The 11,733-nt window shown below is 67.2% G+C and carries 12 protein-coding genes; 3 read left to right on the forward strand and 9 right to left on the reverse strand.

Going from position 1 to position 11,733, the window contains the following annotated elements:
• Window positions 1-43: 43 nt before the first annotated feature.
• Genes ACXYMN_RS09365 through ACXYMN_RS09390 form a run of 6 tightly spaced genes read right to left on the reverse strand, consistent with a single transcriptional unit; the run spans window position 44 to window position 6,151 of the window.
• Window positions 44-406, reverse strand: a complete 363-nt coding sequence (locus ACXYMN_RS09365) for a Na+/H+ antiporter subunit G (protein WP_459013319.1) — start codon at window positions 404-406, stop codon at window positions 44-46.
• On the reverse strand, window positions 403-690 hold the full coding sequence (locus ACXYMN_RS09370) for a K+/H+ antiporter subunit F (RefSeq protein WP_459013320.1): 288 nt from the start codon (window positions 688-690) through the stop codon (window positions 403-405). Before ACXYMN_RS09370 ends, ACXYMN_RS09365 begins: the two co-directional genes overlap by 4 nt.
• On the reverse strand, window positions 687-1,211 hold the full coding sequence (locus ACXYMN_RS09375) for a Na+/H+ antiporter subunit E (protein WP_459013321.1): 525 nt from the start codon (window positions 1,209-1,211) through the stop codon (window positions 687-689). Before ACXYMN_RS09375 ends, ACXYMN_RS09370 begins: the two co-directional genes overlap by 4 nt.
• Before the next feature lie 2 nt (window positions 1,212-1,213).
• Window positions 1,214-2,917: a monovalent cation/H+ antiporter subunit D gene (locus ACXYMN_RS09380; protein WP_459013322.1), complete on the reverse strand. Its 1,704-nt coding sequence runs from the start codon at window positions 2,915-2,917 to the stop codon at window positions 1,214-1,216.
• On the reverse strand, window positions 2,914-3,285 hold the full coding sequence (locus ACXYMN_RS09385; protein ID WP_459013323.1) for a Na+/H+ antiporter subunit C: 372 nt from the start codon (window positions 3,283-3,285) through the stop codon (window positions 2,914-2,916). The genes ACXYMN_RS09380 and ACXYMN_RS09385 overlap by 4 nt, the downstream gene beginning before the upstream one ends.
• A 1-nt stretch (window position 3,286) precedes the next feature.
• Window positions 3,287-6,151: a monovalent cation/H+ antiporter subunit A gene (locus tag ACXYMN_RS09390; protein WP_459013324.1), complete on the reverse strand. Its 2,865-nt coding sequence runs from the start codon at window positions 6,149-6,151 to the stop codon at window positions 3,287-3,289.
• 352 nt (window positions 6,152-6,503) lie between these two features.
• Between ACXYMN_RS09390 and ACXYMN_RS09395 the strand changes: the two genes are divergently transcribed.
• The 3 genes from ACXYMN_RS09395 to ACXYMN_RS09405 are packed head-to-tail and all read left to right on the forward strand — an operon-like array spanning window position 6,504 to window position 8,755.
• Window positions 6,504-7,436 (forward strand): sulfurtransferase, encoded by a 933-nt coding sequence (locus tag ACXYMN_RS09395; protein WP_459013325.1) that lies wholly within the window; start codon window positions 6,504-6,506, stop codon window positions 7,434-7,436.
• A gap of 3 nt (window positions 7,437-7,439) precedes the next feature.
• Window positions 7,440-8,573, forward strand: a complete 1,134-nt coding sequence (locus ACXYMN_RS09400) for a YeeE/YedE family protein (protein ID WP_459013326.1) — start codon at window positions 7,440-7,442, stop codon at window positions 8,571-8,573.
• Window positions 8,570-8,755: a hypothetical protein gene (locus ACXYMN_RS09405; RefSeq protein ID WP_459013327.1), complete on the forward strand. Its 186-nt coding sequence runs from the start codon at window positions 8,570-8,572 to the stop codon at window positions 8,753-8,755. Before ACXYMN_RS09400 ends, ACXYMN_RS09405 begins: the two co-directional genes overlap by 4 nt.
• 90 nt (window positions 8,756-8,845) lie before the next feature.
• On the opposite strand, the gene ACXYMN_RS09410 is transcribed toward ACXYMN_RS09405, so the two are convergent.
• The 3 genes from ACXYMN_RS09410 to ACXYMN_RS09420 all read right to left on the reverse strand — a co-directional run bounded on the left by ACXYMN_RS09410 (window position 8,846) and on the right by ACXYMN_RS09420 (window position 11,677).
• Window positions 8,846-9,271 carry a PaaI family thioesterase gene (locus ACXYMN_RS09410; protein ID WP_459013328.1) on the reverse strand — a complete coding sequence of 142 codons (426 nt, stop codon included), beginning with the start codon at window positions 9,269-9,271 and terminating at the stop codon, window positions 8,846-8,848.
• 3 nt (window positions 9,272-9,274) lie between these two features.
• On the reverse strand, window positions 9,275-10,405 hold the full coding sequence (locus tag ACXYMN_RS09415; protein ID WP_459013329.1) for an acyl-CoA dehydrogenase family protein: 1,131 nt from the start codon (window positions 10,403-10,405) through the stop codon (window positions 9,275-9,277).
• A 75-nt stretch (window positions 10,406-10,480) separates the two neighbouring features.
• Complete coding sequence (locus ACXYMN_RS09420) at window positions 10,481-11,677, reverse strand: acyl-CoA dehydrogenase family protein (protein WP_459013330.1); 1,197 nt, start codon at window positions 11,675-11,677, stop codon at window positions 10,481-10,483.
• Window positions 11,678-11,733 lie beyond the last annotated feature (56 nt).

The raw sequence follows: 11,733 nt of genomic DNA on the forward strand, positions 1-11,733 counted from the left end.
ACGTCCGGGGTTGGCCGAATAGCCACAAATCCGGTGCAGGTTTTCAGCCCGTCTCGGACTCGGTCTTGGACAGCGTGGCCCAGACCTGACCTTCGGGCAGGTCGGGCGGCGTGTCGCAGCGTGTCCGGTGGATGTTCACCTTCGAAAGGAAATGCGCCGAGATCGGTGCCGTCACGAACAGGAAGGCCACGATCAGGATCTCGTGGACCGAATTCTGCCCGGTCGTGAAGGAATGCAGGATCGACGCCACGATCAAGGCCCCCACCCCCAGCGTTCCGGCCTTGGTCGGCGCGTGCAGGCGCTTCATCGGGTCGTCGAGCTTCAGCAGCCCGAAGGACCCGACAAGGGTGAAGACCGCCCCGATGAGCAGCGAGGCCGCGATGAGTATGTCGAGTAGAGCGGTCATTCGATGATGTCCCCCCGCAGAATGAAACGCGCATAGGCCACGGTCGAGACGAAGCCCAGCATGGCAAAGATCAACGCGCCCTCGAAATAGACCTCGGACCCTTCGGCGATACCCAAAAGCACGATCAGGCCGATGGCGTTGATCACCATCGTATCGAGCGCAAGGATGCGGTCGCCGGTGCCCGGACCGATGACAAGCCGCACCATCGCCATCACCTGGCTCAGCGCCACCGCGGCGATGGCGATGACGAGGGTCCAGTCGACGAGGCCACTGAGCGGGGTCATTCGAAAATCTCCTTCAGGCGGCGTTCGTACCGGTCCTTGATGTCGTCGCGCACCGCATCGGCGTCGGCGGCATCGAGCGCGTGCACCAGCAGGTAATGCCCGTCCGCCGACAGGTCCGCCGACACGGTGCCCGGCGTCAGCGTGATGGTGCCCGCGAGGATGGTGATCGCCTCGGGGGTGCGCAGATCGAGCGGGATGGTGACCCAGACCGACCGCATGTCGGCGTTGCGCTTGCTGAGCACGATCCAGGCGACGACGACATTGGCCACGATGATGTCCCAGACCACCAGCCCCATGTAGGACACCATGCGCCCGGCCTTGAAGGCGTGCGGAACGTTGGGCCAGTAGGGGTAGGTGAAGAACGGGATGAGAATGCCCAGGATCAGCCCCAGCACCATCGAGTTGATGGTGAAGGAATTGGCGATGATCAGCCAGACGATGACCAGCAGCACCGTCAGCAACGGGTGCGGAAACAGCCGCCGCAAGAGGCCGGGGCGGTCGCTGTCGTGTGATGTTGCCATGCTCAGTGCCCCTCCTCGGTGGGTGCGTGGTCGTCGGCGGCGCCGGTGTCCTGCGCGTCGGTTGTGTCGGCTTCGTCGCCATGCCCGTCGCCGCCATCGTCCTTGTGCTTCTTGTAGCCAAGGGCGTTGCCGCCGTCCTTGATCGTCTTGCCCTCGGTGCCGAGAACCAGCGCGATATAGGGCCCGGGGTTGAACAGCTGCGCCGAGGTGGCCCGGAAATACGCGGTCGCGGGACCGGCGAAGACCGTGTGCGCCACGATCAGCGTCACGAGCCCGCCGATGGCCACCAGCGGCAGCAGCGGCAGGCGTGCGGGATGGTAGGGTGGCTTGCTGTCGACGTTGTCCATCTCGGTCACCGGGTCGTCAAGTTCGGCCTCGATCTGGCGCGACTTCCAGAACACGATGCTGCCGGCCCGGGAAAACCCGACCACCGCGATCAGCGAAGAGCCGAGGATCGTCGCCCAGGCCCAGACCACCAGCGGGCTGTCATAGGCGGCATCGAGGATCAGCAGCTTGCCGAGAAAGCCCGAGAGCGGCGGCAGGCCGGTCATCGCGATGGCGGCGAGAAAGAACATCGCCGCGAGGATCGCATTGCCCGGAATGGGGGTCGATGCATAGAGCCGCAGCCCCGCCCCGCCGCGCACCGACAGCACCAGATCGGCGATCAGGAACAGCGCCGCCGTCGCCAGCGTCGAATGCACGATGTAGTAAAGCCCGGCGGTGATGCCCGCCTCGGTGAAGACCGAAATGGCGATGGTCACCATCCCCATCGACCCGATCACCGCGAAGGCGATCAGCCGGTCCATCCGCCACGCGCCCAGCACGCCGACCATGCCGATCACCAGGCCGATCATGCCCACCGGCATCAGCCACCAGCCGTGCAGCCCCGCCGTCAGCTCGAGGTCGGGCGGGAAGACCAGCGTGTAGATGCGCAGGATCGAATAGGCCCCGACCTTGGTCATGATCGCAAACAGCGCGGCGACCGGGCCCGGGGCCTCGGCATAGGACGAGGGCAGCCAGAAGTGCACCGGAGCGATCGCCGCCTTGATCGCGAAGACAATGATCAGCAGCACCGCGGCGACGCGGATGCCCGCGCTGTCGGTGGGCGCGATCTGCGCCACCCGGCCCGCCAGATCGGCCATGTTGAGCGTGCCGGTCTGGGCATAGATCGCCCCCAGCGCGAACAGGAACAGGGTCGAGCCCAGAAGGTTGTAAAGCACGTATTGCGTGCCCGCCTTGAGCCGCTTCGCGCCGCCGCCGTGGATCATCAGCCCGTAGGAGGCGATCAGCAGCACCTCGAAGAACACGAACAGGTTGAAGATGTCGCCGGTCAGGAACGCGCCGTTGATCCCCATCAGCTGGAACTGGAACAGCGCATGGAAGTGCCGTCCGCGTTTGTCCCAGTCGGTGCCGATGGCATAGAGGATGACGGCGATCGACAGGATGGAGGTCAGCACCAGCATGGTCGTGGCCAGCCGGTCGGCGACCAGCACGATCCCGAAAGGCGCCGCCCAGTCGCCCAGCTGATAGAGCGTCAGCGTGCCGTCCGACGCCTGCCAGAACAGCCCCAGGGCGACCAGCAGACCGACCGACGCCCCCCCGAGCGACATCGCCCGCTGGATGCCGATGTGGTAGCGCGCTGCCAGCAGGATGATGGCCGCGAGCATGGCGGGAATGATGACCGGGGCGATGATCCAATGGGTCATTTGGGGGCCTCCCCGTTGGCGTGCCGGGCCGCGATGTCGGCATCCGGCGGGCCGTCGTTCACCCGGTCGTCATTGCCGCTAAGGTAGGCGCCGAGGGCGATCATCACCACCACGGCGGTCATGCCGAAGGAAATCACGATGGCCGTCAGCACCAGCGCCTGGGGCAGCGGATCGGTGTAGCTTTCGACCCCGTCGCTCAGGATCGGCGCGCCGCCGATGACCAGCCGCCCGCTGGCGAAGAGAAAGATGTTGACCCCGTAGGTCAGAAGCGCGGTCCCGAGGATCACCGGGAAGGTCCGCAGCCGCATCACGAGGAACAGACCGGCGGCGGTCAGGATGCCGATGGCGCTTGCGACGAGCATTTCCATGTCAGGATCCCCCCTCGGGTTCGGGTTCGGGTTCGCGCGACGGGTCGATATCCATCGGGTATTCCGGATCGCGCGTTTCGGCCCGGCGGGCCAGCCGCGAGAAGCTTTCAAGCGACAGCATCACCGCGCCCACCACCGCGAGGAAGACGCCCACGTCGAACATCGCCGCCGAGGCGACCTCGAACGCCTCGAGGCCCGGCAGCTTGATGTAACCGAAGCTCGAGGTGAGGAATTCGCGCCCGGTGAACCACGCACCGATGCCGGTCAGCCCCGCCGCCAGCACGCCCGAGCCGATGATGCCGTGATAGGGATAGCGCTGGCGGTCCGACGCCCAGGCAAATCCCGACGCCATGTATTGCATCACCACCGCGACCGCCACGACAAGTCCGGCGATAAAGCCGCCGCCCGGTTCGTTATGGCCGCGCAGGAAGATATAGACCCCGACCATCAGCGCGATGGGCATCATCACCCGGGTGAGGACCACCATCATCAAGGGATGCCGGTCGCCCGCCAGTGGCTTGTCCGGCGTCCGGTTCAGCAGCCGCGCCCGCACCGGGCCGGAAAGCAGCGTCTCGGTCAGTGCGTAGATCACCAGCGCCGCGATCCCGAGCACGATGATCTCGCCGAAGGTATCAAAGCCCCGGAAGTCCACAAGAATGACGTTGACCACATTGGTGCCGCCGCCGCCGTAGTAGGAATTGGCCAGGTGGTATTTTGAGATCGAGGGTGCCACGAACTGGCCCTGCAGCAGGTGATAGCTGAGCAGACCCGCGCCGAGCCCGCCCAGCACCGCCACCGCACCGTCGAAGACCCGCTGCATCGCGGTGCTTTCGCGCGGCGTGTAGTCGGGCAGGAAGTTCAGCGCCAGCAGCATCAGGATGATCGTCACCACCTCGACCGAGATCTGCGTCATGGCAAGGTCGGGCGCCGAGAAATAGGCAAAGCCCACCGACACCATGGTGCCGACGATGCCCATGAGGATCAGCGCCAGAAGGCGGTTGTGATGGGTCAGCACCAGCGCCACGGTGGCCGCCACCAGCATCAGCCAGCCGGCCGTCGCCGCGAGGTTCGGCCAGGCCCCCATGGTGACCGGCGCGGAGGTGCTGCCGGTCATCCAGGCATGGCCCGCCGCGGCGATGATGGTCAGCGACAGGATCGCCGCGTAGCGCGTGAAGGCGCCGTCGTGATAGGCCCCGGTGACGCCGCGCGACAGCGACAGGGACGCGGCGATGACGGCGTCGAAGATGGTCTTGGCCTCGGGCCGTGGCGCGGCGTTCCAGGCCTTTTGCAGCGGCGCGTGCAGCGCCAGCAGGATCAGGCCGCCGGTCACCGCCACCGCCGACATGTAGAGCGGCGTCTTGAAGCCATGCCAGATCGCCAGGTGATAGCTGGGCACCTCGGCCACATTGCCCAGAACCGCCGCGGTGACGAACTTGACGAAGGGTTCGACCGCGAAGGGGGCCACGCCGATGGCGATGACCAGCGCCACCAGGAAGGCGGGCGGCAGCCACATGCCGGGATTGGGATCGTGCGGATGCGACGGGTAGTCGTCACGGGCCTTGCCGAGGAAGGTGTGCCCGATGAAGCGGAACGAATAGGCCGCCGAAAAGAGCGCGCCGAAGGTCGCCAGCGCGGGCACCAGCCAGACCGGGCCGAAAAGCTGCGTGTTCAGCGTTTCTTCCAGCATCATCTCTTTCGAGATGAAGCCGTTCATCAACGGAATGCCCGCCATCGACAGCGCCGCCACGATGGCGATGGTGGCGGTCACCGGCATCAGGTGGCGCAACCCGCCCAGGCGGCGGATGTCGCGGGTATGGGCCTCGTGGTCGACGATGCCCGCCGACATGAAGAGCGCCGCCTTGAAGGTCGCGTGGTTGAGGATGTGGAACACCGCCGTCAGCGCCCCGAAGGCGGTGCCGGTGCCCAGAAGCATGGTGATCAGCCCCAGATGCGACACCGTCGAGAAGGCCAGCAGCGCCTTGAGGTCATGCTTGAAAAGCGCGATCACCGCCCCGAGGCACATGGTGATCAGCCCCGCCCCGGTGACCAGGTAGAACCATTCCGGCGTGCCCGAGAGCGCCGGCCAGAGCCGCGCCATCAGGAAGATGCCGGCCTTCACCATGGTGGCCGAGTGCAGGTAGGCCGACACCGGCGTCGGCGCGGCCATGGCATGCGGCAGCCAGAAGTGGAACGGGAACTGCGCCGACTTGGTGAAACAGCCCAGAAGGATCAGGATCAGCGCGGGCGTGTAAAGCGGGCTGGCCTGGATCGCGTCGCGCGCCTGCAGGATATCGGAGATGCGGTAGCTGCCCGCGATGTCGCCCAGAATGAGCGCGCCACCGATCATCGCCAGACCGCCGAGCCCGGTCACGGTCAGCGCCATCCGCGCGCCCTGGCGACCTTCGGGCAGGTGTTTCCAATAGCCGATGAGAAGGTAGGACGACAGCGAGGTCAGTTCCCAGAACACCAGCAAAAGCAGGATGTTGTCGGACAGGACGATGCCCACCATCGCGCCCTGGAAGAGCAAGAGGTAGGTGAAGAACTCGCCCATATGGTCGTCGCGCGACAGGTAGTAGCGACCGTAGATGATGATCAGCGCCCCGATCCCGAGGATCAGGAGCGCGAAGAAGAAGCCCAGCGGATCGAGCCACAGATCGACGTTGAGGCCCAGGGTCGGCAGCCACGGCACGCTGGCCATGATCGTCTCGCCGCGCCAGATCTCGGGCAGGCGCGACAAAAGGCCGATCAGGGCGGTCAGCGTGACCGCAAGGGTGACACTCGCGCAGGCCTTGCGGCCGGCACCATACATGAGCCCCGGAAGCAATGCCCCCAGGAACGGTAGCGCAACGATGACAAAGAGCGACACGAGTTCTCCCCACTGGTCCCCTGCGACGTGTTCGACATGTTTGCGCAGTTTTTACCCGGGCCTCAACCCGAAGTCCGACGCGAATGCACCGAACCGCCCGCAATGCGTCAAATTTCCTCTCGAAATGGTGCGGCGGGGGAAAAAAGGAAGCGTGATAGGATGGCAATGCGGTCGCACGTCCATGAAAGTTGCCCGCGACCCGAAGCGAGGGACAGCGTTCCGGGCACGGGCGTGATGGCGGAACGGCCGGCCCCGGGTACGCAAGGGCGCAGGCGCGCTTTCGCCTTGTCTTGCGCGCGGCACTGGCGCAGATGGCGGCAACCCTGCCTGCCATCGGATTCTGGAGACGGACATGAAGTTTTTTGCAACTGTCGCGGCGCTTTGCCTGACCGCGGCCCCCGCCCTTGCCGCCATTGACGGACCGCTGATCGCCGCGCGCGCGCTGCAGGCCGAGCTGACCGATCCGGCGCTGCAGATCCTCGACATTCGCGGCGCCGACGACAAGGGCTATGCCGGGGGCCATATCGAGGGTGCGGTGAACGCGCCTTACGGGCTGTTCCGCGGCCCGTCCGAGAACCCCGGCCAGATGGTACCCGAAGCCCAGCTGACCGAGACGTTCCGCAGCCTCGGCCTTGTCGCCGACCAGCCGGTGGTGGTGACCTACCAGGGGTCCAGCGTGACCGATTTCGGGGCGGCGGCCCGGGTTTATTGGACGCTGAAATCCGCAGGCTTCGAGGAGATCGCCATCCTCAACGGTGGGCTGAATGCCTGGACCGAGGCGGGTCTGGCGCTGTCGACCGACGCGGTGACGCCCGCACCGTCCGACATCACCGTCAGCTGGGACGACACCTGGACCGCCAGCGTCGACGACGTGCAGGCCGCCATTGCCGGTGACAGCGATACGCTGCTGCTGGATGCGCGCCCGGAAAGCTTCTGGAACGGCGAGCAGTCGCACGCCGCCGCCGCGCGCCCGGGCACCCTGCCGCAGTCGCGGTTCTTCGTGCATGAAAGCTGGTTCGGCAATGGCCCCGCGATCATCGACGCCGCCGCCGCGCGCCGTCTGGCCGAGGAAAACGGCCTGACCGGCAGCGAAAATCTGATTTCGTTCTGCAACACCGGGCATTGGGCCGCGACCAACTGGTTCGCCCTGTCCGAACTGGCGGGCAACGACAACACCAGGCTTTACCCCGAAAGCATGGTCGGCTGGTCCAATGCGGGCCACGAGATGGCCAACGTGCCGGGCCCGTTCCGCTATCTCTGGATCCAGGTCAAGAACATCTTCTGAGCCATGACAGTTGCAGCTGAGACCGGGGGCGCGGCAGCCCCCACCGCGTCGGTCCTGACCCGGGCGGGGCTTGTGGCGGGCGCGCTGGCGCTGGCGCTTCTGGTGGCGGGCTACGCGGGCGGGCGCTACGGGCTCTTGCTGCTGATCGGGCTGGGCTTCGGCATCGTACTCGAGGGGTTCCGGTTCGGCTTTGCGGGGCCGTGGCGGGCGCTGATCACCCGGCGCGATCCGTCGGGAACGCTGGCGCAGCTGGTGTCCATCGGGCTGGTGGCGCTGGTGGCCTTTCCGATCCTCGACGGCGCGGGCGGCACCGTCATCGGGGCGCATGCGCCGGTGGGCTTTGCCATGGTCGCCGGGGCCTTTGTCTTCGGGGCCGCGATGCAGGTGGTGATGGGCTGCGGGTCGGGCACGCTGGTCAACGCGGGATCGGGCAACCCGGTCAGCCTGATGGCGCTGCCGTTCTTTGCCCTGGGCAGTTTCGCCGGGGCCTATCACCTGCTGTGGTGGACGTCGCTCGGGACGCTGCCGGTGGTGGTCTTCGAGGGTACGACGGGCCTTTTGATCACGCTGGGCGCGCTGGGTGCCGTGGCCGCCCTGCTGCTGGCGCTGGCCGCCCCCGGCACGCGGCGCATTCCGCGCAGGCTGTGGATCGCGGCGGCGCTGCTGGCGGGGCTGGCGATCCTCAACCTTGTCGTGGCGGGACAGCCCTGGGGCGTGGTCTACGGGCTTGGGCTGTGGGCCGCCAAGGGGGCCTCGGCGCTGGGCATGGACCTGTCGGGCTCGGGGTTCTGGGGCACGCCGGGCAACGTCGAGCGGGTGGCCGACAGCCTGCTGACCGATGTCACCTCGCTGACCAATCTGGGCATCATCGGCGGCGCGTTCCTGGTGGCGGTCTGGCGTTCGGGGCTGGGTCAGGGCCTGCCCGATCTGCCCGCGCGCGCCTGGGTCGCGACGATTATCGCGGGGTTCCTGCTGGGCTATGCGTCGCGGCTGGCCTTCGGCTGCAATGTGGGGGCGTTCTTTTCCGGCATCTCGACCGGGTCGCTGCATGGCTGGGCGTGGTTCGTGGCGGCCTTCGGCGGTGCCTTTGTGGGCGTCAGGCTGCGGCCACTGCTGGGGCTGGAGGGGCGCAGATGAGGACACGCAGACTGACCGCCGGGCTGACGCTGACGCTGGTCGCGGCGCTGATCCTGTTCGACGCGGCGCGGAGCGCGCCGCTCGACCGGTTCAAGGCGCCGCCGCTGATCGCGCTTGGCAGCGGTCAGGCGGCGGGCGGGGCGCATTGCGCGGCCCTGCCCCGCGAGGCCGCGCGGCGCTGAGCCCGGCAGGCGCGCGGCACCTCGTCCGCGCTGGCGCGCGTCCTCGGGACCGTGGCCGCCGGTGCCCGGACCGGGGCCGGTCGACGCGGCTCATGCGTCCCCGCCATGGGCCAGCTTTTCACGCGGGACGCGTTTGAAGACCCCTTGCGCGGTGGCGATCAGGGTGCCGTCCGCGCCGCGCAATTCGCCCGCCACGAACAGCAGCGACTTGCCGCCGCCGGTGACGGTGCCCGTCGCGGTGATGCGCTGGCCCACCAGCCCCGCCGCGACGAAGTTCACCGACATCGAGACGGTCAGGAAGGGCGCGCGGCCGGTGTCGTCCACGGTCAGGCTGCTGGTCGCCCCCATCGCGTTATCGAGCAGGAGCGCCGCGAAGCCGCCGTGCAGCACGCCGTGACGGTTGGCATGTTCCGCGCCCACATCGAGCATGCAGCGGGCCGACCCGTCGCCCTGCCCGACATCGGTGACATAGCCCAGAGTCCGCTGCGCGCCGGTCTCGTTCCGGATCACCGCCATCGGTCAGGCCGCGCCCAGGCGGATGAAGCGTTCGAGGTGGTAATCGCTGTCGCCGAAGCGGTGGTCGACCATGGTCAGCCGCTTGGCCAGGTGTCCCAGCGCGTATTCGGCGGTCATGCCGATGCCGCCGTGCATCTGGATCGATTCCTCGACCACCAGCCGCGCCGAGCGCCCGATCAGGTTCTTGGTGGCGCTGACATGGCGTTCGCGCGTGGCGCGGTCGGCAGTAAGATGGCCCGCGAGGTTGATGGTGGCCGAGCGCGCCTGCTCGATCTCGATCAGCACGTCGGCCGTGCGGTGCTGCAACGCCTGGAACTTGCCGATGGGTCTGCCGAACTGATGGCGCTGCTGCAGGTAGCCGACGGTCAGCGTGCGGATCGTTTCCATCAGGCCCAGAGCTTCGGCGGAGATCGCGGCGGTGGCGCGGGCGGCGGCCAGTTCGATGGCAGCAAACGCAGTGCCCGCATCCCCGATCAGCGCATCGGCGGGCAGGGCCACGTCGCTGAGGGTAAGCTCCGCCGCGCGCCCGCCGCCATTGAGCGCGTAGTCGCGCAGCGTCAGGCCCGGCGCATCCGCGGGCACCAGAAACAGCGAGATGCCGTCTTCGTCGGTGCTGTCGCCCGCGCTGCGGGCGCTGATCACGAAAGCCTCCGCGGCGGCGGCATGGGCGACCAGCGACTTCCGCCCCGAGAGCACCCAGCCCGCGCCGGACTGCGCGGCGGTGGTCTCGACGTGGGTCAGATCGTAGCGCGCGCGCGGTTCGGAATGGGCGAATGTCAGGATCGCGCCGCCGATGATGGCGTCGATCCCGGCCTTTTGCGCATCATTGCCCATGGCCGCGATCAGCCCGCCTGCGAGGATGCCCGTTTCGAGCAGCGGCTCGAACAGGCCCGCGCGGCCCAGCTCTTCGAAGACCACGGCGATATCGAAGCCCGCGCCGCCGAAGCCGCCATCGTCTTCGGAGAACAGCGCGCCGATCACGCCCATCTCGGTCAGGCCCTGCCAGAGCGCGTCGGAATGGCCGCTGTCGCTTTCGGTGGCGGCGGTCAGCGCGTCAGGGGTCACGTTTTCGCGCAGGTAGCGGCGCAGGCTGTCCTGCAGCATCTGGCGTTCTTCGGTGAGTTCGAAATTCATCGTTGTCTGTCCTCGCGGGTCGCCGGGGGAGGTACGGATCGGGGATCGGCGCCGCGGCAGTCGCGGCGCGCCGGATCACAGCTCCAGAATGGCCTTCGAGATGATCTGCCGCTGCACCTCGTTCGAGCCGCCGTAGATCGACAGCTTGCGGTTGTTGAAATAGGCCTGCGTGGCGGGCATCGCGTAATCGGGGCCGACGGGGTCGACATTTGCGCCCGCGTCCAGCGCCTCGGAGACGAAGGGCATCGCGTAGGGGCCGACGGCCTGGCGGGTGAGCGCGTTGATGTCCTGCCGGATCACGGTGCCCTTGATCTTGAGCATGGAGCTTTCGGCCCCAGGCGCCGTGCCCGCCGCCGCCGCCGCGATGGTGCGCAGGTTGGTGGTTGCCATCGCCATCAGGTCGATCTCGATCCGGGCCAGCCTGGCGGCAAAGAACGGGTTCTCGATCAGGGGCCTGCCGCCCGATTGTTCCAGCCCGGCGATGCGGCGCAGGTTGGCAAGCGCGGAGGTGGCGAACCCGACGCCGGCGATGTTGGTACGCTCGTGGGTCAGGAGGTACTTGGCATAGGTCCAGCCCCTGTTTTCCTCGCCCACGAGGTTTTCGGCGGGGACTTTCACATCCTCGAACCAGACCTCGTTCACCTCGGCCTCGCCGTCGATCAGCACGATGGGGCGCACGGTGACGCCGGGCGTGTCCATGTCGATCAACAGAAACGAGATGCCTTGCTGCGGTTTGCCCTCTTTCGAGGTGCGCACCAGGCAGAAGATCTTGTCGGCGTATTGCCCCAGAGTGGTCCATGTCTTTTGGCCGTTGACGATATAATGATCGCCCTCACGCACGGCACTGGTCTTGACCGAGGCCAGATCAGACCCGGCGCCGGGTTCGGAATAGCCTTGGCACCACCAGTCATCGCCGTTCAGGATACGCGGCAGGTAATGCGCCTGCTGCGCGTCGGAGCCGAATTTCATCAGCACCGGCCCCAGCATGTTGACGCCGAAGGGCACGATGCGGGGGGCATGGGCGCGGGTCGTTTCCTCTTCGAAGATGTGACGCTCGACCGCGTCCCAGCCGGTGCCGCCGTGCTTTTCGGGCCAGTTCACCCCCAGCCAGCCGCGCGCGTTCAGGATGGCGTGCCATTCCTCGTAATCGGCCTTGTCCAGACGCTTGCCGTCCCTGACCTTGCCCGAGAGGCGCTTGGGCAGCTTGTCGGCCAGAAAGGCGCGAACGTCGTCGCGGAAAGCCTTCTGGTCGTCGGTATAGGCGAGATCCATTGTCGTCTCTCCGTGTCTGGTTGCACTGCGGGGATGCCCCCGTCAGGAATTTCCGT

The sequence above is a fragment of the Roseivivax sp. CAU 1753 genome (genome assembly GCF_054482575.1).

Coding starts and splice junctions, on each gene's coding strand:
- ACXYMN_RS09395 (WP_459013325.1), top strand. CDS start 6,504: ATGAAGTTTTTTGCAACTGTCGCGGCGCTTTGCCTGACCGCGGCCCCC.
- ACXYMN_RS09375 (WP_459013321.1), bottom strand. CDS start 1,211: ATGGCAACATCACACGACAGCGACCGCCCCGGCCTCTTGCGGCGGCTG.
- ACXYMN_RS09370 (WP_459013320.1), bottom strand. CDS start 690: ATGACCCCGCTCAGTGGCCTCGTCGACTGGACCCTCGTCATCGCCATC.
- ACXYMN_RS09385 (WP_459013323.1), bottom strand. CDS start 3,285: ATGGAAATGCTCGTCGCAAGCGCCATCGGCATCCTGACCGCCGCCGGT.
- ACXYMN_RS09405 (WP_459013327.1), top strand. CDS start 8,570: ATGAGGACACGCAGACTGACCGCCGGGCTGACGCTGACGCTGGTCGCG.
- ACXYMN_RS09380 (WP_459013322.1), bottom strand. CDS start 2,917: ATGACCCATTGGATCATCGCCCCGGTCATCATTCCCGCCATGCTCGCG.
- ACXYMN_RS09410 (WP_459013328.1), bottom strand. CDS start 9,271: ATGGCGGTGATCCGGAACGAGACCGGCGCGCAGCGGACTCTGGGCTAT.
- ACXYMN_RS09400 (WP_459013326.1), top strand. CDS start 7,440: ATGACAGTTGCAGCTGAGACCGGGGGCGCGGCAGCCCCCACCGCGTCG.
- ACXYMN_RS09415 (WP_459013329.1), bottom strand. CDS start 10,405: ATGAATTTCGAACTCACCGAAGAACGCCAGATGCTGCAGGACAGCCTG.
- ACXYMN_RS09420 (WP_459013330.1), bottom strand. CDS start 11,677: ATGGATCTCGCCTATACCGACGACCAGAAGGCTTTCCGCGACGACGTT.
- ACXYMN_RS09365 (WP_459013319.1), bottom strand. CDS start 406: ATGACCGCTCTACTCGACATACTCATCGCGGCCTCGCTGCTCATCGGG.